Here is a 20,603-nt window from a genome sequence, read left to right as displayed (position 1 = left end):
CCGACCCTGTTTTGTCCTCAATAGCGCCTATTAAGGACAGTTTGTTAGTTTTTCGACCCTATTTTGTCCTCAAGAGAGGCCTTTAAGGACAATTTGTTAGTTTTTCGACCCTATTTTGTCCTCAATAGCGCCTATTAAGGACAGTTTGTTAGTTTTTCGACCCTATTTTGTCCTCAAGAGAGACTATTAAGGACAGTTTGCTAGATTTACGACCCTGTTCATTGTTTGGTGTTCTCTATTGCAATGCTTACATAAACGTAGGTTCTGTTAACCTTCCACGGGTGTAAAGCACGGTATATAAGGGCCCTGATTACCTTGATCGCCGCTTTGCTTGAATACCACTTTTACTCGTTGATTGATGCGCACTGTATCTAGGTCACAATCAACAATATTTGTCATCATTCTTGGACCTTCATCAAGCTCAACAAAGGCAATAGCATATGGGACTCCTCGTCGCATCACACTATACGTGTAGATACTTCCAGTGCCTTTTGCTTCTATCCAATTCGTTTTATCGCTCATGCAAAAAGGGCATAGCACCCGCGGATAATAATGAAACTCTCCACAGGAATCACACTGTTTTACCAGTAGCTTTCCTTCTGCAGCAGCTTCCCAATATTCTTTATGTTCTGGATGAGTTTCTGGGATTGTCATGGATCTTTCTTGATATGTAGTTCCCATTCTTTACACCCTCTCCATGATAAGTGTTGCACTGCCATGACGGCTTGCTAGTCCTCCACCAGTACCATGAACTAGTGCAATATCACAATTTTTCACTTGCACCTGCGAGTGTGCCTCACCACGAAGTTGACGAGCAGCCTCTATCACTTTCACAATGCCGCCCCTGCTCGCTGGATGATTGTTATTCAACCCTCCGCCATCCGTATTGATTGGAAGCTTGCCAATTCCTGAAATCAGATTTCCATCAGCGACAAACTTACCACCCTCGCCTTTTTTACAAAAACCTAAGTCTTCAAGCTGCATCAAAACCGTAATGGTGAAGCTATCATAAATGGACGCATACTTAATGTCTTGTGGTGTAACCCCAGCCTCCTCGAAGGCTTTAGGTCCTGACCATACGGCCCCAGAATAGGTAAGATCTACTTTGCCTCCCGAAAGTCCCTTCGGAGATTCTCCAGCACCCATTACTCGAACAAGTGGACGTTTGAGACTTTTGGCAATCTCAGGGCTCACCACAACTAATGCACCCCCGCCATCGCTCACAACACAGCAATCCAATCGGTGTAACGGATCCGCAATCATCGGGGACGCAAGTACGTCTTCGACTGTCACTAAATCGCGCAGCATCGCATTTGGATTGTATTGTGCATGGTTTGATGCAGCCACTTTAATCCAGGCTAATTGTTCATTCGTCGTGCCGTATTCATGCATATGACGCATCGCTGCCATTGCGTATTCATTCACAGCAGTTGGTCCGAAAGGGAGTTCAAATGGTGTATCTGGAACATTTGCACTAACTTGTTTTTGTTTAACCCCACTTCTACCTTCTGAGCGTGGTCGTCCTGCCATTGTAATTAATGCGACACTGCATTTTCCCGCAGCGATTGCCTGAGCAGCATGTGAAACGTGGGCAATGTAGGATGAACCGCCAGTATCTGTACCATCTACATGACGTACATTAAGACCTAAATAATCGACCATCGACAGCACACCACCCGGTGCGTCACCAGCGCAAAAATAACCGTCTACATCTGCAAATGTCAGCCCTGCATCTTCTAATGCACCTTTCGCACATTCAGCATGTAGTGCCGCAACTGATTTATCTGGCGCTTTTCGAAGTGGATGCTCGAACGCCCCTGCAATATAGGCCATTCCTTTTATACTCATATCTCTTGACCTCCCGCTACTCTGGTTTATACCTGTAGTTGTTTAAGGCTAAGGCTTTTCGGTTTAACCGGTTCTTGCATAGTCAAGATTTTTGCTGGAGTATGAACTAAAAGTTGTTCAAATACTTCTTCCCCAACACCGGCCTTCATCAGGTCTGGTAAAAACTCTTCAAATAAATAGTTTACAGAATGTCCTTTTAATCCAGGCCATCCTAAAGCACAGCAGTTTGCATCTGCTGAAATAACCGCACGATCTAAATAACCTTTTTCAATGAAACGGAGAAAATGTTCAACACGATCTTGACGCGGGCGTGACCAATACGGTGCACCTTCGACTTCACTGTCATAGCCGATTGTATCGAAGCCTACCCATCCGCCTAACTCAGCAATTAATTTGTCACGATTCTCATCAAGATACCCGCCATCATCTGCATGCCCAAAAAGAACGCGATTAAGTGGTAATCCTTCTTCATTGAAAATATCAATGGAAGTTTGAGCATCTACGCATAAATGTGTAATGATTGGTGCGCCTGTTATTAATGATGCACGTGCAGCTGCGCGGTAAATGCGTTTATCAAGTTCATTTAATTTACCACCACGGCTTACACCTACTTTTATAGCACCTGCTTTTGCGTCTGTACCGTCAATACCAACGGTAACTTCTCGTACGAATAAATCGGTAAGATACTCGACTGATTGCTTACGGAAATAAGGCAGGGCTGAGTCAGCTGCTACAAATCCTGTTACAGCAACGATATTAACACCCGTTCTGCGTGAAAGTACTTGGAAATATTCGATGTCGCGTCCATTTCCGATTCCTGTACAGTCAACAAATGTTTTACCGCCGTGTTCACGGAAGCGACGTAACTTTTGTAATGTAACCTCAAACGCTTCTTCAGGTTTTTTCCACCATTGTGTATCCAGGTCACATCCAGGGAGACCAAACCCAATATGCTCATGCATTGCTGTGATTCCTAAATCTTCTGTAGGGATGGGGCCTAATACGGTATTTACTTTACCCATAATTTTCACTCCTCACCTTAATAGTTTTTCTTATAAAGTACACAAAGGCTGTAAACTCTACTGTCTTTATCTGACTTGCCAAAATACAATTTATCTATCAAATTAATAAATTACTGGTTGATATAATTTATCCCAGTCAAAGTTCCAACCCGTAACCTTTTGGTCAGCTGATGCATCAATAGTAAGAACGCGCGCAGGATTTTCTTCCAATAAAAGACGGATTTGCTCTCTCGTTACTCCAGCATCCTGTATCATGGGTACGAACTTTGTTAATAAGTAATCATATCCAAGCTCTTTAGTTTCATGACCTTTTGCTACACCAATTGCATTGCTTGAAATTAGCACTCTTTCACCAAGGCCATCTGCAAATAGCTCTGCGACTAACTTCGCACGTTCTCCATCATTAACGAATCCTTCACTTGATGACCAGCCAACATGGTCTATAGCCACATAAGCCCCGCGTTTAGCAACTGCAAAAGCTTCCTTCCGGCGGACAGCGTCGATACGATCAAGTCCACCAATAATAATACGATTCTCGGCAACACCTTCACCTAATAAAATTTCCAGGTCACCAGTAGCATCTGCTCCGTATTGAATAGATACAGGAACTCCTGTTGCTAAAGCTGTTTGTGCAGAGCCACGGAAAAGACCAGTTTCTACCTTTGTAATCCCACTTCGAGTGGCAATTGATGTTACTAACCCCGCTGAGCTTGAACGCTCAACGCGTGGAATAACGATTCCTTCTATTACCTCTTTTGTGAACAAACCAGAAAATTGTTCTGCTGACCATGGTGAAGGTGGATTTTTTTGAGGAGTGGTAAAGTATCCACTTAACATTGGTTCTGGTCCTAAACCTGTTGACGCAATAATGTGAACGCCAGTTGTTCTAGAAAGCGTTCGATAAAGTTCCACATCACGACCGTGGAACATGCCACTAGCATCTACAATTGTTTTCCCGCCAAGTCGACGGAACTCGGTTAGTTGCCGTTTTAATAACTCAAAAATCTCGCTTTTGTCCATATTAATCTCAGGCGCATACTCTGCACCAGGAAACACAGAAAGAAGAGTTTCATGAATAAGTACAACACCTAAATCTTGAGCCGGCACTGGTCCGAGTACAGTACGAACAACGCTTGAACCTTTTTCTTGTACATTATCTTGCATTGTAAAACCTCCTATATTTAATAGTTCCTCACCTTAGAGGTGTTGAAGGCGATGATTTAGTTATAAAGAGAATCGCCCAAACAGACCAGTCGGTCTAAATAAGAAAATCTTCTATACTAGCTGGTCAGTTTGGAGCAGGCATAATTAGATTTTCCAAACAAACCGGTTGGTTTCGGATAAGCATAATCGAATCCCTAAACAGACCGTTCTGTCTAGTCCATTTAAATAAAGAACCACTCGCTTGGAGGAATTGCCTAACCGTCCCAAGGGTAGCATCTCGATAATGTAATCGCTTTCCATTCCATAAATAGTGACACGAATCACTATTTATTGATTACATATTATAATATTGTTATACCAAAGTCAAATATTTTTCTGATAATTCCTAATAGATTATAAATTTATTATTTTAATATATTATTATCTATTAATTCAAAGGATTATATTGGGAAATAATATTTAGCCAGAAAAAAATAGCTTACTTAAAGTCAATATTGGACTGTAGGATTAAGCTTACTGCTATGCTAATATTGGATTAAGGTCAATAGGGGGTTCAACATGGAAGCTATTAAAAAAGGAACGACCATCCAATCATTACAAATTGGGATGGGAATTATAGAATCAATCGCGAAACAGGGAAAGCCATTAAAGTTTACTGATATTCAAGATCTGACACAGATTACAAAAAGTAATCTTTATAAATATTTAAATACCTTCACACAATTAGGAATCCTGTATCGTCGCAAGGATACGGGAGAATATGTATTAGGAAGTAAGTTGATTGAATATGGTATGGCTGCTGTGGATCAAGAAAATGTTATCGACCGGATTTCACCTTTTCTGCATGAAATTAATGAGAAGAGTTCGAGTACGGTCCTATTTTCTAGGTGGACACAAAATGGTCCAATGATTCTTAAGGATATTAACACCAATCGAGGGTTTAATATTGGCGCTCAAATAGGAACCTTACTTCCTATTCGTTCTGCAACTGGCAAAGTGTTTATGGCCTTCATGGACGAGCAAATTATTCATGATTGGAAGGCGAACGAATTCAAACAAATTCCTCCCGAAAAGGTTAGCCAATTGGAAGATGAATGCAGATTTGTGATGGAGCACGGAATTGCTTTTGCCAGGGAACCACTGGTTTCATCAGTGTCCTCCGTCTCCTTCCCAGTCTTTAACTATAAGAAAGAACTTCTTGGGGCCGTAACAGTTGCAGGCTTTTCTGAATTTATCCCTAAAAATGAAAATCATGAACTCAGTCATTATTTTATTCAAATCAGTAAAGAAATTTCGGGCTGTTTCGGATATAGAGCATGAGAACGGAACGAATATAAAAAAAGCGGGGCTGCCTCCCCGCTTTTTACAGTATTTTATGAGAGTGTCTCCGATTCTAGTCGAAACCCTTCCACGACCACATCTTCGTCAACCTCCAGCAATAAGCACCGTTTTCCTTCGTACGTAATATATTTTACATATTTCAGGTCTTTCGGACTGATGGTTACATTCGCCAATTTCGTCTCGATTTTAATGGTTTTAGGAACTAAACTGCTGGCTTTGAATTCATACTTTTCATCATCTACGATTTTTTTAATCGCATGTTCCACTTTCGCCATCTCTACATTTTCCACGCCGCTTACCGTTAAGATGCGTTCGATATCCCGAGAATCTAACGTCGGAATTTCACTTTCTTCCTTTTCTTGATTCTCCTGAACAAGTTTATCGATTTCTTCATATACATTGGAAATGACACGGGTATCCACTTCGTCTCCCATCACTTCTTTTAAGATGAAATCGAAGCAATCCTTATCTTCCTGGGCGGTCATAATCTCTTCACAATTGAGCACTTCTTCAATAAATCTACCATCCGGTTGATTCGCTTTCCCTGCATAATAGAGAATATGGTTCACATCTGCCGCATTGTCATTAAAAGCCGGGAACAAAAAGCCTGATAATGGAGAATCTAAATTAATAATCGGATCAAAGAAGTTATGCGATTTGAATTCTTTTTCAATGTAATCAAAAGTCAAGGCTCTTTTCGGCTGATCGGTTTTATTGAGACTGCAAAGGATAAATGGGCTGGAATAGACTTCATCATCCCCGCCTTCTTCGGTTTCCGCATTCCGTTTCCGGGTCGGTTTTCGGTATTCTCCCCGGATAAACGTCACCACTGTATCAAATTCATAAACCGTGCTAGCAAACATTTTCACGACGATTTCCAGCATGTATTCTTTCCAATCTTCCGTTGTCTCTTGTTGTAATCCTTCGAAAAGAAACAATTGGGTGCTGTCTTCCACATCGCGAATGAATTTCAGCTCAAACAGTTTAGCATCAAGTTGACCTGTCAAAACCTTTTTAAAGTTTGTCAAAAATAATTCTTGCGCTTCCTGTTCTAACATTTGAAACGGCTGGCTGACATGATGGTAAATCTCGCCTGATTCTTTCTGCACATAAACATTGAAGATTTCTCGAATTTGCAGGTTGTAATTGTCTAATTTAAATTGCTTTCGTATATTAGCGATATCTTTTTTATTCATTTTATTCAACTCCCATTCCTGATTATACTGTTCAGGCAGAAAAATAGGAACTTTTGCAATTGATTTAGATTTATTAGATTCGTTTTAAAAATCAAAGAGCGTATATGATAAAAATCATACACGCTCTCTGATTTTTGATTAACCGAATCATTACAAATTGTACCTTAAATTAAGATAAACGAATCATTTAACAGCATGTAGAACAGGTCTACGGATCACTAAAACATCACATTTAGCTGTCCGTACGATTGCTTCAGATACGGAACCAGTCAGGAAACGTTCAACCGCATTTAGCCCTGTGGCCCCACACATAATTAAATCAGCTTTGGCTAAGTTAGCCATTTCACTAGTGATGATCGTTTTTGGGGATCCGTATTCGACTACTACCTTTACATTTTTAACACCTTCAGCCTCAGCTTGTGACTTGTAGCCATCTAACAGTTCCTCTGATATCTGCTGTGCACGCTCAACAACTGAACGGTCAAAAGCTTCGAATGAACGAGTATTAATTACGTTTACTATGGTTAATAGAGAATTTTTGTTACGTTTTGAAACTTCGATTGATTTGCGAAAAGCATATTCAGCTTCTTTTGAACCGTCAACAGCGACGACAATACTTTTATAATGATCCATCTTCCAATATCTCCTTCTATCATGTTTTGAAAGCTGTTCTATCTTTAAATTCAGTGCATTATTTAAGATATTGGCTTTAGATTAATGTTTGGGCTTTTTCATGAATAATGACAGGACAACATTAATCACCGCTAATACTAAACTGAGTATAAACACTAGTGAAGATCCCGTTGCTGCTGCTTGTGTCGGTTCATTCGCAACGGTTGCTAAGTAACTGCCTTGTTTTGCTGATAAAACCGATACCATTACCGCAATACCAATTGCGCCAGCCACTTGTTGGATCGTTTGAGTTATCGCGATTCCATCTGGATAGTACTGTTTAGGAAGCGAATTTAACGTGTTGGTTTGTACAGAAGCTAGCACCGCCCCTATACCTAACATCATGACAATATGAGTTACCACAATCGCCCATATAGCCGTGTCTGTACCAAATTGTGAATAGAATACATAACCAAGGGCTACTAAAATGGTTCCAGGTGTAATCACTGCTTTCGGACCATGTTTGTCAAATAAACCACCAATTATTGGAGCTAATACACAGTTAAGTAAGCTGCCTGGCAGCAGAATAAGACCTGTTGTAAAAGCAGCAACTAATAAAGCCATTTGCATATACATTGGTAAAATAACAAGCATGGACAACATATTGAAGAACGTGATAAAACTCATAATGACTCCAAGAACGAAAAGTGGGGAATGGAATGCTTTTAAATTCATCATCGGATTCTCCATTTTCGTTTGACGAATCGCAAAAATAATAAGTGCTACAAATCCAATGATGATTGATCCAAGAACAGATGTACTTGTCCACCCAACCTCACCAGAAACACTAAATCCGTAAACAATACCGCCGAATCCAATCGTTGACAGAATAACAGATAATGCATCTATCGAAATCTTACGTATCTCATTCACATTCGGTAAATACTTGATCCCGAAAATAAGAGAAAACAGTAAGAACGGGAGTGTAACCAAGAAAATCCAATGCCATGATAATGTATCTAAAATAAGGCCTGCTAATGTTGGACCTAGTGTCGGACCAGCTAACATAACTAAGCCCATGAGCCCCATCGCACCGCCTCGTTTATTTGGAGGAAAAATGGTAAAAATCACATTTTGAGTTAAAGGTAAACTAATGGCTAATCCTGCTGCTTGAATGATGCGTCCCGCTAATAACACACCAAATACTGGTGCTGCTGCTGCAAGAATTGTACCGATAAGTAATAGCGATACAGCCGTTATGAACATTTGACGTGTGGTGAATTTTTGCATCAAAATACCTGTAACTGGTATTAAAATACCTAATGTTAAAAAATAACCTGTTGCTAACCATCCGACCGTCGTAGCATTAACATTGAATACACTACTTAATGCTCCTAAGGCAATATTTAATGCCGTTTCACTAAAAAGTCCGACAAAGCCTGCCACTAACAGTGCAGCCATTATCGGGCCTGTTTTGAATTCTTGTTTCGTTTTCGGAACTGTATTCATTGGTTGTTTCACGATCGAGTCTGTTTTAATTTGTGTATTCACTTATTTAACTCCTTTAATTAATTTGGTCATACATGCACAAAAATTATTAATGATTCATCACATGCTTTAGTTTTGTTTACTTCTACGTCCTTATATCCTTTCCGCTGAAAAAGAGTTGTCGTAATTTCGATTATCAGTGATTATTCCGTAGTACACCCCCACTTACTAACGGGCCAATTAACTATATCAAAATTTTTTTCTCAATGTCAACCAAGTTGACGATATTTTTTTTTTGAGTTATAATTAACTTAGTTGACAATATATATCTGGAGTGATCAAATGTTTACAATTGGAGATTTGATTATCTATTCAGCTCATGGCATTTGCCGAGTCGATGATATTTGCGAAAAAACAGTTTCAGGTATAACAAGACCGTATTATGTGTTACATCCTATGGAAAATAATCATCAATTAACAATTAGTACTCCCGTTGATAATGATAAAGTGGTCATGTTAGAACTTATCCATCAAGAGGAAGCCAATGAAATCCTTAAATCTTTTAAATATCCAGGGATGGAATGGGTGGACAATCCAAACATACGTTTTAAGTTGTATTCCGATATTATAAGTACAGGTGAGCGAAAAGAAATTGCGATAATTGTAAATACACTGATGCGGAAAAAGATTGAGGCTGAACTTCATGAAAAAAAACTTTATGAACAAGATCGTAAACTTTTGAATACTACACAAAATATACTCTTTAAAGAATTAGCCCTTTCATTAGACACTACTTTTGAAGAAATAAATGAACTAGTAATAAGGTTGATACATGGAGACAATTAGGAAGAGTTTTTATTACTAAAAAAATGGCCCTATTGAAGAGAACTTTTCAATAGGGCCATTCCTTTTATTTATTATTATTTTTATCAGTTAATGTTAAATTCCCCAATCCAACTTTAATATACCTTTAAGAACATTTACTTGCTCAATACCTATTTTTTCTGCAATTTTATTCTCAAGTTGAGCCTTAAGTGCTGCGTTTTTTTCGTAGCATTCTTCTCCTAAAGGTGTTAACTGGATACACTTCTCTTTCTTGTTGTTTTCTACATTATTGATTTCCACTAATCCTTTTGTAGAAAGATTTTGGATAAACTTATGTATCGCCTGGCGAGAAATTTCTACATTTTTTGTAACATATGAAATGGTAGGTCGCTTTTTATAAATCCTGGCCATGATATACCATTCAGAATTTGAAATATAAATCTCACTTTTATCGTTCCATGCTTTCTCTGAGATTCTTCGGACTAAACTATGACGCTCGCTTATTAAATCTATAAGATCTAAGTTTTGTAACTCAGAGTTTGAAATCAAACGATTCACTCCAATCATAATCTTCGCCACTACTATACAAAATCCGCCAATGGATGTCAATTAGGTTTACTTTCAACAGCTACATTAGATAAGCATGCCTGCCGTGTCTTGTGATTTCATGTTTTTATTCACCGAACCATGAAAAAAGAACCTTCAATCCAAAGACAGATCGAGGGTTCTAAGTTTTATTTCCAATGATATTCTATTATTTACTCAGCAATGTTGCTTAAACGCTTTCACTAAATACCTTTGTTTCTGCATCTAAAGAATTAACTGAAGACTAGCTCTTTTTCGCTTAGACCAAGTGCCTGCGCTGTTGAAGTATGGATATCTTGGAAAAACTCTGGGTTCTCCACAAGTGACAAGCCATAAGAAGGAATCATTTCTGTTATTTTCGGTTCCCACTTTTTCATATGTTGCGGGAAGCATTTTTCTAATACCTCAAGCATAACGTGAACGGCAGTAGAAGCACCAGGAGAAGCTCCGAGCAATGCAGCTATTGAGCCATCAGCGGCACTTACAACTTCCGTACCAAATTGAAGTGTTCCTTTTCCACCGACCTCAGTATCTTTGATCACTTGCACGCGTTGGCCCGCTGTCACTATATCCCAATCCTCGCTTTTGGCGTTGGGAATAAATTCGCGTAATTCTTCCATGCGCTTTTCATTCGATAACATAACTTGCTGAATCAGGTACTTTGTTAATCCCATCTCTTTTACGCCTGCCGCTAACATAGTGAGGACATTATTCGGTTTTATGGAACCAATCAAATCAAAATTTGATCCAGTTTTTAAGAACTTAGGTGAGAAGCCCGCAAACGGTCCAAACAGCAAGGTTTTTTTGTTGTCGATATATCTTGTATCCAGGTGCGGAACAGACATTGGAGGAGCACCGACTTTTGCTTTACCGTATACTTTTCCATGATGCTGTGCTGCAACTTCCGGATTGTTACAAACCATAAATAGTCCGCTTACCGGGAATCCACCAATATGTTTTGACTCAGGAATACCTGTTTTTTGCAGTAACGGCAGACTTCCGCCCCCACCGCCGATAAAGACAAATTTTGCCGTATGACGTTCGATGTTACCGGTATCGATATTCCACACTTTCAATTCCCATAGGCCGTCCTCAGTACGTTTAATATCCTCCACACTATGCTTGTAGTTTATCTCGACGTTTTTACTCTTTAAGTGATCAAACAACATGCGTGTTAAAGCACCAAAGTTAACATCCGTTCCAGAGTCAACTTTGGTTGCTGCTATCGGTTCATTCAATGTACGGCCTTCCATAATAAGCGGAATCCATTCCGTCAGTTTATCATGCTCATCGGAAAATTCCATTCCTTGAAATAGGGGATTGTTTGACAGCGCTTCAAAACGTTTTTTCAAAAATGTTACATCTTTTTCCCCTTGTACTAAACTCATATGAGGTATTGGCTTGATAAAGTCCTGCGGATTACGAATTAAATTGCGGCTTACAAGATAAGACCAAAACTGTCTTGAAAGCTGAAACTGTTCATTAATTTTTATAGCTTTGCTTATATCTATAGATCCGTCAGATTTTTCGGTTGTATAGTTAAGCTCGCACAGTGCAGAATGGCCCGTACCAGCATTATTCCATTCGTTAGAGCTTTCTTCTCCTGCATTTACGAGTTTCTCAAACACTTTGATTTCCCATTCCGGTACTAACTCTTTCAGTAATGATCCCAAAGTCGCGCTCATGACTCCGGCACCAATTAAGATAACGTCTGTTTTATTCTGTACGTTGCTCATTATAACCTTCCTTATCCCCTATATTTGAAAAAAAGAGTAGTCTCCCAAACTTAGATGCCACAAAAAGCAAAGCGCCACCTAAGAACACAACTTTTCTGTCCCAATGTAACTATGCCATGGTCTATTAAAATTATTTATTGATTAAAATATCTACTATTATCTAATAATTATAAACTATTTAAAGCTAGTAAAAAAGTGAGAAGTCCTTCCACGAGGCCCATTCGCCAGTTGTAAGGTATCCAAACCTTTATCCTGTAATCCCTTTCAACCTATTCGCTCCATAAATTTAGGTCATCATAATTTCAAATATAAGAAGTTTATACTAATATAGATTTCTATATTTTGTGCTATATTCATTATAGACCTCATATGAACTTTTTGAAAGGGTGCCTGTCACGCCCCGAAGTATGTAAAATTTTGTCGAAATTCCCACCTATCTATTTATTTTTTCCTTTAAGACTTCTTTAAATCTGACTGGTTCATCGACCCGAATTGCTACTTGGTTATATTCTTTTTTCATTCCCATTATAAGTATTGCCTGAATCGGCCGCTTTAATTTCAATATCACAGTAGGTTGGATTTCTTCAAAATCACGCGCCATGAATTGAATCGTATTTTTAGAGAGCTTTTGTTTTAATTGTTGAGGTTCATCGATTATTTCTTCGATATCGGACCAGGTAATTTCCATTCGTTTCATTAACCCGATGGACAGATACATCTTTTCCTCAGTGACCTGCAGCGGATTGTGGCGGACTGTTTGGATATCACCTACAAAGAAAATGACCGTGTAAACATTTATAATGAGCAAAATAACTGATAGAATAACAGACTTTTCATGAAAGAACCAATGTAATCCGACCGTTTCGAGGATGACAGCGTGAATCAGCATCACTTGCATCGCAATCAAACTTGATTTTTGATGAAGGGTAAATACATTTTCTCCTGACTGTGGTTTCTTTCTCCACGCAGCGAAAGCATAATAAAACATGAGCATCTCTGAACAAATAATCCGAATAATCGTAATTGGCCTGATTTCCTTATCCACGGTATTGGGAAAGGAAAAAATAACCGGCTGTGAGCTATTTTTAACGGAACGTACAATTTTCGGTAAATATTTTACTAATGTCACAATAATTAAAACTTCTACTAAGAATAATACCCCTTCAACAGCAAACCCAATCCAGGTTACTGCTTCAAATGGAGCTAGATACTCCATCGGAATAAGGAAACGCACTAAAATTAGACCCCCAGCAATCCCAATTATTAGGTTTTTCCAGTTCAATTTACGTTTCCATGCCATAAATAAAATGGGGGAAATCAATGCTAAATCAATCATGGAAGCAATAACAATTATATTCGTTTTTTCAGGCAATATCTGAATTCCAAATGTCGTATGGTACAAAGAATAATTAGCAGCAAGTACAAACAAAAGTAAAATCAGTAAAAAATAATGGTTTTGAGTCCTTTTTAAAATCATTAAAGCCACCCTTTACCTTTTTCTTCATTATACCACTTTTTCCCTATTTACCCTTTTTTTTGATTACACATATTAAAAATGCGGAGAGGCCCGCAGCAAACAACATGAGAATGATTAACCTTTTTAACGAAAAATGAGCTTGCACAAAATCTACGCAAGCTCATTTTTCGTTAAATTTTATATATTGAAATTTAAGTGAAGGTCTACTACTGAAACTTCAACCAAAACTATTTGATTTTACGAATATTGCAGCTTAATGACTATCTTTCCTTTTTTATCGAGAAATCCAGCTTTTCCATTCTTTCGGACATAGACTAGACCCCCGGTATTGATTGCCATACTATATTGAGGGTTGATTACCACTTTTCCGCTATCATTAATAAACCCTGATTTATATCCGCCGTTTTGATAAGATTCAATTAGAGCTAGGCTGTTTTCAAATGTACCCACGTGGTAATACTTAGGGTTTACCACTACTTTCCCTTTTGAGTCGATCATCCCATATTTATCTTTACTCTCAACTCCAAAGAGACCTTTACGCCCCATAGGAAAAATCCCATCATATTTCGGTTTAATCGTGATTTTCCCCTCCTTATTGATGATCCCCCACTTTTTATTATCTTTAAAAAGGATATCGTTAGTAGAAGCGATTTTTACATATTTATATTTTGGCTTTACAATCATTTTTCCCTTAATATTCACAAGGCCATATTTATTGCCTTCAATAACGACTGCAAAACCCTTTTTGAAAGGACTAATCCAATTATATTGAAATGGGATCACGGTCCTTCCTTTTTTATCAATGACACCATACTTTCCGTTCTTTTTGACCGGCACTAGAACTTCTTTGAAGGAAGGGTAGTCAGCATCGTAATAATCATAATCATCTTCATCAATATCAAACTGGGGTTCTATCACAATTTTTCCTAAAGTATTTATGAATCCATATTTCTCACCTTGTTTCATTAACGCTAAACCACTTTCAAAATTACTAATATAATCATAGGAAGGTTCTATAATGAATTTTCCGGTTGTGTTAATAAAACCATATTGATTGTTTACCATTATTCGAGCAAACCCATTGTGAAATGGACTTATCCAATCATAGATTGGTTTAACAATGAGCTTTCCATTTTTACTAATGGCTCCATACTTCTCGTTTTGTTTGATGATAAAAACTCCGTCGGTAGACTCTGCAATTTCTGCATAAGTTGGCTCCAGAACGACTTTTCCTTTCCGGTTGATCAGACCATATTTATCATTCATTCTAGTAATGGACAGGCCCCCATGGAAATAGTTAATTTCATCAAAGGTTGGCGGCACAATCACTTTTCCATTCAGACTGACCAATCCAACTTTTTGTCCCTTTTTAATATAAAGAATATTTTTATTCTCATCATCTTTACTGATATCATCATATTTAGGTTTAATAATTACCTTTTCTTTTTTACTAATTAAACCCGCCTTCCCATTCTTTCGAAAAAAGAATATATCTTTTGATATAGGAAAAATGATTTCATATTTTGGTTTAATAACAGTTTTACCTTTCTGATCCATTAGCCCATATTTATTATTCTCCTTAATGGTCACTAGACCATAGGAGAACTCTTTTCCTAGAATGATTTTTTTACCTGCAGCTAATGAAGTGGTTTGTATTGAAGATAAAAAAAGAATAAAAACTAGTAAAAAACTAATTCCAAACTTTAAAGCTTTTCCCATAAATGTTCCTCCTTTTTCGGTGTGGTTTTTCCATTTCTCGATTATAGCATAATCTGGAAAATTTATTAAAAAATCTCTGAATAACAACCGTGATACCTTTAGCAATCTCAATAATCTGATAAAATGTAATAAAGGATTTTATTTGAAGTGTTATAATGAAGTGGTCTGAATAACAATGAAAAAACAGAATCCGTAGTACCTAAAATAATTTGAATTTTCGTGGGTGATAAGATGAAAATTTCAATTGAAGAAATAAACAAAGAACTGGCAGAAGAAATCCTCATTAGGTGTCATGAGGTAGATGACGAAATATACGAGATTGTAAACAAGCTAGAAACTCAAAACCTCATTGTACTCGGATATCAAAAGGATAGAGTTCACCGTATCAAGCTTAGTGATATCTATTATTTCGAGGCAGTAGATGGAAAGGTTTTTATTTACTGCAAGGACAACGTTTTTGAGGTAAAACAAAAGCTTTATGAGTTAGAGGAATTATGCAAAGAAAAGAACTGTTTTCGTGCATCCAAATCAACTATTTTGAACATAGTTAAAATTTCATCTATTTATCCGTCCATAAGCGGCCGATTCGAAGCGGTGCTTGAAAACGGGGAACGAGCTGTGGTTTCAAGGCAGTATGTGCCTGTCCTTAAAAATAGGCTTGGATTGTAAAGGTGGAATAAATATGAACATGTCTAAATTTGTTCAAAAGATAATCAAGGATTTCTTGATCATCTTCGCAGCCATCATCATTATTATGACTATTTTGCGACAAATATATTATCCCCATCTAGCCTTTGATTTGAAGTCGATTTATATCATTATGGCTTTTTCATTTATAAGTGCATTCATGGGATTTATTTTGTATTCTCCTAATGATCTAAGTGAGAAGAAAATGCGGTTAAGAATTACCATTCATTTTTTGACTTTGGAGATCGTATTGATTGCCCTTGCCAGCGTTTTTGGTATTGTGACTAGTGCGTTAGATGGAATCATTTTGGCACTGCAAATTGCTGTGATCTATACCCTAGTTCGTCTGCTGTCATGGAAAAAAGATAAAAAAGAAGCCCAACAAATCAACGAAAAACTAAAGGTATTTAAGAGTAGTCAATAAAAACAGCAGCAGCTGTCTGCAACAGATTATTATGCGGTAAGCTTAAAGCTTACCGCTTTTTTTGGCCGATAGGAAAGTATAACTTTCCCATCAGGCATAAGTGCAACTACGCCTCTGTCTTCGCCTTACGGCTCGCCAATCGGCGAGTTTTCTTTACATCTTATTTGCTTGTGGAAGCAACTTACCGTTTTTCTATATACTTCCTTTTAGTATTTTTTTATGATGAGCTCATAAGAAATTTTTCAAAAAAGAAGGGGTAATTACGATGGGAAATTTGCTATTATTGATCGCTTTAACTTCTGAGATTGCCTTTGCAATCTACTGTGTAGTAACGAAGCAAAACCATAAAAAACTAAAGAATTGGGTTAGGATTGCTATATTTATAGCATTTGTCATGCTCACACTTTCATCGGTGATTGAATGGAGTTTCCGCTGGGTAATGCTTGCCATACTGCTTTTCATCCTAGCAGTAACTGCAGCGGTTTCGCTTATCCGTAACAAAACAAATACAAAAAAATACAAAACTTCTTCTATTGTGTGGAAATCCATTATGATGATAATTGCCTCGGTATTTGTACTTGCACCTGCAATTGTTTTTCCGCAGCATAAATCACCAAAAGTGACAGGTGACTATGAAGTCGCAACCGCTGCTTACACATATGTGGACAAAAACCGGATTGAGGATTTTACCGACAAGGGTAACAACAGATTTGTGAATGTGGAATTTTGGTATCCCAAAAAGGCAGATGAAAAATACCCTCTATTGGTGTTCTCCCATGGAGCATACGGTATTAAGGCAAGCAATACCTCTACCTATACTGAGCTCGCAAGCCACGGTTATGTAGTCGTTTCAATTGATCATCCCTATCACTCCTTTTATACTCGTTCAGAGGATGGAACGAATGTCTTGATCAATCCAGATTATAACAATGAAGTCAACGATTCCAATAAAGATGGCATTTACACGAAGGAAGAGCTCGATGGACTCATTCAAAAATGGATGAAATTGCGAACAGACGATATGAATTTTGTCATTGATACGATACTTGAAAAAGCCAAAAATGACAATAATCCTATTTATCAACATATCAATACAGAGAAAATTGGCGTGTTCGGGCATTCAATGGGTGGCGCAGCAAGTGTTTGGCTAGGCAGAGAACGTAAAGATATAGAAGCTGTTGTAAATATTGACGCCCCGTTCTTTAGTGATTTGGTTTATAAGAAAGAAATCGATGATTTTGTGGCAAGCGACGAAGACTTCAAGACCCCGCTTCTTAACATTTATTCCGACGATGTTTGGGGACAGCTCGACAGCAACTCCATTTATGTAGCGAACAAACTCAATAATGAACACTTCAAAGGAGCATCTACTGTTCATTTTCAAGGGGCAAAACATTTAAGTTTGACCGATTTACCGCTTTTCTCCCCTATACTTGCAAATATGCTGCAAGGCGGAAAAGCCGGCATTGATCAATATTACTGTATTGAAACTGAAAATGAACTAATTCTTAAATTTTTTGACGATAAATTAAAGGGCATTGGTCATTTCACTTCCAAAGAAACTTATTAAATAAAAATTCAATTAAAGGCTGAACTATACATATATAAACTGTATATAATTCAGCCTTTTCTATTTTACCTAGATAATTACTATTTATATTATAAACAGCACAGTCATCGATATGGCTCGAACGACTTGTTAGTTGTTTTTTCCGGTTTCCCTTGCTTGCATTGATACAGCAGTTCCATTTCCTTGAAATATTAGGTAACAAATTGTCCTTTATCATGGCTTTTGATTTGAGTATTCAATTTTTTAAAAAAACCGCTCCTATTTATGATAAGGTTCCACCGCGATTAATCCAAAAAAAACAGGATTTCTCGCAATTGCGATGCGAATCCACCCCCAACAACCCAATCACTCGAAGAAACTACCATTCAAGTAAAACTCCAAAAGCTCCGGATATTCCTTGATTTCCTTTCTACCCCTTTCACTTATTTATTCTCTATGATTATAGAATCATAGAACAGTCAATGAATGAGAGCCTTCATCATTACTTTTCTTTCCACTTCTTTTATTATTAATAAAAGGATGGAAGAAGAATTAACGATCAAATTTAAATAATGCGCTTGCATTAATAACAATTTCTATTATAATACTTGTATACAAGTATACTTGAACTATGATAGAAGGTGATTTTATGACTGAATTAAAGGAGCTTCTATATCCCGAAAAATGGCTTTCTAAAGCTTCAGCTGGAGACCGCGTAGCCTATGAGCTCAGAATGCGAATTATTGCGGGAATGATTGAAAGCGGTACCGTTCTATCGGAAAATAAATTAGCTGCAGAATTTGCTGTGAGTCGATCACCTATTCGCGAAGCATTAAAAATTCTAGCATCTGAAAATATCATTCGATTAGAAAGAATGGGTGCCGTTGTTGTTGGTTTAACAGAGAAAGAATACGCAGAAATTTATGATGTACGGATCCTGATCGAAACGTTTGTATTTGAACGGCTTGTGAGGAAGAACACGAATGAATTAGTAATGGAACTTAACAAAACACTGGAAATGATGAAAATCGCCATAAAATATCAAGATGCTGATGAGTTTTCCTATCAGGATGTCCTTTTCCATGAAACGATTATACGGTCCATCAATCATTCTTACATCCTGATGATTTGGGATAATTTAAAACCTGTGATGGAAAGCTTGATTCTTCTATCTATGCGCAGTCGTTTTTTAGAAAAGTTTGAAGACTTTAAACGGATCATTGATAATCATCAAATTTATATTGATGCAATTGAAACAAAGGATAGAGACCTTATGGTTAAATCGTTACATCAGAACTTTGATGATGTCCAAGAGAAAGTTGAAGACTTGTGGAGGTCGCAACAGTTGCTTACAAAAGGAGTCGAACCACAAAATGACTAACTATATGTTAGGAGTCGACATCGGCACAACAAGTACAAAAGCCGTTTTATATACGGAAAAGGGCGAAGTCATTCAAACAGAAAATATCGGATATCCGCTTTTTACGCCGGATATCTCTACAGCTGAACAAGATCCGGAAGAGATTTTTCAAGCTGTTTTGAAAGCCATTACAAATATAACGCAACAGCACTCTGAAAAAAATCTATCATTTATTTCATTTAGTAGTGCGATGCACAGTGTCATTGCCATGGACGAAAATGACCAGCCGCTTACGCCTTGTATCACTTGGGCAGACAATCGAAGTGAAGCATGGGCACATAAAATAAAAAATGAATGGAATGGACATGAAGTCTACAAACGAACAGGAACCCCCATTCATCCCATGTCACCATTAAGTAAAATTGCTTGGATTGTGAATGAGCGTCCTGAAACCGCTGTCAAAGCAAATAAATATATCGGAATTAAAGAATTTATCTTTAAAAGATTCTTTAATCAATATGTGGTCGACCATTCCCTTGCTTCATGTATGGGCATGATGAATCTCAAAAAACTGGATTGGGATGAAGAAGCTTTAAACATTGCTGGGATCAAACGCACTCATTTATCTGAGCTTGTACCAACAACGAAGATATTCACCAACTGTCATCCCGACCTGGCCAAACAGATTGGCATCGATCCACAAACCCCATTTGTGATTGGTGCCAGTGACGGAGTGCTTTCCAACCTTGGAGTAAATGCAATTAGAAAAGGCGAAATCGCTGTGACAATTGGGACAAGCGGTGCCATCCGAACCATCATTAACGAGCCAAAAGCGGATGAGAAAGGAAGAACTTTCTGTTATGCCTTAACGGAAAATCATTGGGTCATTGGCGGGCCGGTAAACAATGGCGGAATGGTCCTTCGCTGGATAAAAGATGAGCTTGCCTCATCAGAAGTAGAAACAGCAAAAAGACTAGGAATTGACCCTTATGATGTATTAACCAAGATTGCTGAACGTGTTAGACCCGGTGCTGATGGATTGCTATTCCATCCATATCTTGCAGGTGAACGCGCCCCATTATGGAATCCAGATGTGCGCGGATCATTCTTCGGTCTAACCATGTCACATAAAAAAGAACATATGATTCGTGCAGCCTTAGAAGGTGTTATTTATAATCTATACACTGTATTTTTAGCCCTCACCGAATGCATGGATGGTCCTGTAACACGAATTCAGGCAACGGGAGGCTTCGCGAGGTCAGCGGTTTGGCGGCAAATGATGTCCGATATCTTCTCATCTGAAGTCGTTGTACCAGAAAGCTACGAAAGTTCGTGCCTGGGCGCTTGTATTCTAGGTCTTTATGCCACAGGAAAAATCGATTCTTTTGAAATCGTTTCCGAAATGGTGGGCAGTACCTATAAACACACACCGAAAGAAGAATCAACAAAGGAATACAGGCAATTACTGCCGATATTTATCCACTTATCAAGAGTATTAGAAGAGGATTATTTACGGATTGCCAATTATCAAAGAAGTCTAATCAAACACAACTAAGTTCAATACCGGGAG

General features: G+C 38.0%; 18 protein-coding genes. 7 read left to right on the top strand and 11 right to left on the bottom strand.

From position 1 onward, the window contains the following. Window positions 1–267: 267 nt before the first annotated feature. From BSO02S_RS21550 to BSO02S_RS21535, 4 genes are all read right to left on the bottom strand, one after another. Window positions 268–681 carry a Zn-ribbon domain-containing OB-fold protein gene (locus tag BSO02S_RS21550; protein WP_066072579.1) on the bottom strand — a complete coding sequence of 138 codons (414 nt, stop codon included), beginning with the start codon at window positions 679–681 and terminating at the stop codon, window positions 268–270. A 3-nt stretch (window positions 682–684) separates the two neighbouring features. Then, a complete protein-coding gene (locus BSO02S_RS21545; RefSeq protein WP_066072576.1) occupies window positions 685–1,848 on the bottom strand; it encodes a thiolase family protein in 1,164 nt (387 codons plus the stop codon). 26 nt (window positions 1,849–1,874) lie between these two features. Further along, window positions 1,875–2,870 (bottom strand): phosphotriesterase family protein, encoded by a 996-nt coding sequence (locus BSO02S_RS21540; protein ID WP_066072573.1) that lies wholly within the window; start codon window positions 2,868–2,870, stop codon window positions 1,875–1,877. A gap of 102 nt (window positions 2,871–2,972) precedes the next feature. After that, window positions 2,973–4,034, bottom strand: a complete 1,062-nt coding sequence (locus tag BSO02S_RS21535) for a phosphotriesterase family protein (protein ID WP_066072570.1) — start codon at window positions 4,032–4,034, stop codon at window positions 2,973–2,975. A gap of 558 nt (window positions 4,035–4,592) precedes the next feature. Between BSO02S_RS21535 and BSO02S_RS21530 the strand changes: the two genes are divergently transcribed. Continuing rightward, window positions 4,593–5,354, top strand: a complete 762-nt coding sequence (locus BSO02S_RS21530) for an IclR family transcriptional regulator (RefSeq protein ID WP_066072567.1) — start codon at window positions 4,593–4,595, stop codon at window positions 5,352–5,354. A gap of 53 nt (window positions 5,355–5,407) precedes the next feature. Here BSO02S_RS21530 and BSO02S_RS21525 read toward each other — a convergent pair whose 3' ends face one another. From BSO02S_RS21525 to BSO02S_RS21515, 3 genes are all read right to left on the bottom strand, one after another. Further along, the gene (locus tag BSO02S_RS21525; RefSeq protein WP_066072564.1) at window positions 5,408–6,571 is read right to left on the bottom strand and encodes a DUF4317 domain-containing protein; all 1,164 of its coding nucleotides are present in this window, start codon (window positions 6,569–6,571) and stop codon (window positions 5,408–5,410) included. A 183-nt stretch (window positions 6,572–6,754) separates the two neighbouring features. Continuing rightward, window positions 6,755–7,204 carry a universal stress protein gene (locus tag BSO02S_RS21520; RefSeq protein WP_066072562.1) on the bottom strand — a complete coding sequence of 150 codons (450 nt, stop codon included), beginning with the start codon at window positions 7,202–7,204 and terminating at the stop codon, window positions 6,755–6,757. Window positions 7,205–7,285: 81 nt separating this feature from the next. Beyond that, window positions 7,286–8,692, bottom strand: coding sequence for a DHA2 family efflux MFS transporter permease subunit (locus tag BSO02S_RS21515; RefSeq protein WP_066072585.1), 1,407 nt, complete (start codon window positions 8,690–8,692; stop codon window positions 7,286–7,288). Window positions 8,693–9,013: 321 nt separating this feature from the next. On the opposite strand from BSO02S_RS21515, the gene BSO02S_RS21510 reads away from it, so the two are divergent. After that, window positions 9,014–9,517 (top strand): CarD family transcriptional regulator, encoded by a 504-nt coding sequence (locus BSO02S_RS21510; RefSeq protein ID WP_066072559.1) that lies wholly within the window; start codon window positions 9,014–9,016, stop codon window positions 9,515–9,517. A gap of 93 nt (window positions 9,518–9,610) precedes the next feature. Here BSO02S_RS21510 and BSO02S_RS21505 read toward each other — a convergent pair whose 3' ends face one another. The 4 genes from BSO02S_RS21505 to BSO02S_RS21490 all read right to left on the bottom strand — a co-directional run bounded on the left by BSO02S_RS21505 (window position 9,611) and on the right by BSO02S_RS21490 (window position 15,013). Then, entirely contained in the window at window positions 9,611–10,063 is a 453-nt protein-coding gene (locus BSO02S_RS21505) for a MarR family winged helix-turn-helix transcriptional regulator (RefSeq protein WP_066072558.1), read from the bottom strand. A gap of 251 nt (window positions 10,064–10,314) precedes the next feature. Then, entirely contained in the window at window positions 10,315–11,817 is a 1,503-nt protein-coding gene (locus BSO02S_RS21500) for a malate:quinone oxidoreductase (protein ID WP_066072555.1), read from the bottom strand. Window positions 11,818–12,250: 433 nt separating this feature from the next. Next, the gene (locus tag BSO02S_RS21495; protein ID WP_066072552.1) at window positions 12,251–13,294 is read right to left on the bottom strand and encodes a beta-carotene 15,15'-monooxygenase; all 1,044 of its coding nucleotides are present in this window, start codon (window positions 13,292–13,294) and stop codon (window positions 12,251–12,253) included. 237 nt (window positions 13,295–13,531) lie between these two features. After that, window positions 13,532–15,013: a WG repeat-containing protein gene (locus BSO02S_RS21490; protein ID WP_066072549.1), complete on the bottom strand. Its 1,482-nt coding sequence runs from the start codon at window positions 15,011–15,013 to the stop codon at window positions 13,532–13,534. A gap of 231 nt (window positions 15,014–15,244) precedes the next feature. Between BSO02S_RS21490 and BSO02S_RS21485 the strand changes: the two genes are divergently transcribed. The 5 genes from BSO02S_RS21485 to gntK all read left to right on the top strand — a co-directional run bounded on the left by BSO02S_RS21485 (window position 15,245) and on the right by gntK (window position 20,588). Beyond that, entirely contained in the window at window positions 15,245–15,682 is a 438-nt protein-coding gene (locus BSO02S_RS21485) for a LytTR family DNA-binding domain-containing protein (RefSeq protein WP_066072547.1), read from the top strand. 13 nt (window positions 15,683–15,695) lie between these two features. Further along, window positions 15,696–16,124 carry a DUF3021 family protein gene (locus BSO02S_RS21480; protein ID WP_066072544.1) on the top strand — a complete coding sequence of 143 codons (429 nt, stop codon included), beginning with the start codon at window positions 15,696–15,698 and terminating at the stop codon, window positions 16,122–16,124. A 265-nt stretch (window positions 16,125–16,389) separates the two neighbouring features. Beyond that, on the top strand, window positions 16,390–17,694 hold the full coding sequence (locus BSO02S_RS21475) for an alpha/beta hydrolase family protein (protein ID WP_066072541.1): 1,305 nt from the start codon (window positions 16,390–16,392) through the stop codon (window positions 17,692–17,694). 628 nt (window positions 17,695–18,322) lie between these two features. Then, the gene (locus tag BSO02S_RS21470) at window positions 18,323–19,054 is read left to right on the top strand and encodes a GntR family transcriptional regulator (RefSeq protein WP_066072538.1); all 732 of its coding nucleotides are present in this window, start codon (window positions 18,323–18,325) and stop codon (window positions 19,052–19,054) included. Then, window positions 19,047–20,588 carry a gluconokinase gene (gntK, locus tag BSO02S_RS21465; protein ID WP_066072535.1) on the top strand — a complete coding sequence of 514 codons (1,542 nt, stop codon included), beginning with the start codon at window positions 19,047–19,049 and terminating at the stop codon, window positions 20,586–20,588. The genes BSO02S_RS21470 and gntK overlap by 8 nt, the downstream gene beginning before the upstream one ends. The last annotated feature ends 15 nt before the right edge of the window (window positions 20,589–20,603 follow it).

Source organism: Neobacillus soli NBRC 102451 (assembly GCF_001591665.1).
GTDB lineage: Bacteria > Bacillota > Bacilli > Bacillales > Cytobacillaceae > Neobacillus > Neobacillus soli.
The sequence above is the reverse complement of the archived record's forward strand: the minus strand, read 5'-3'. Positions and strand labels throughout refer to the sequence as shown.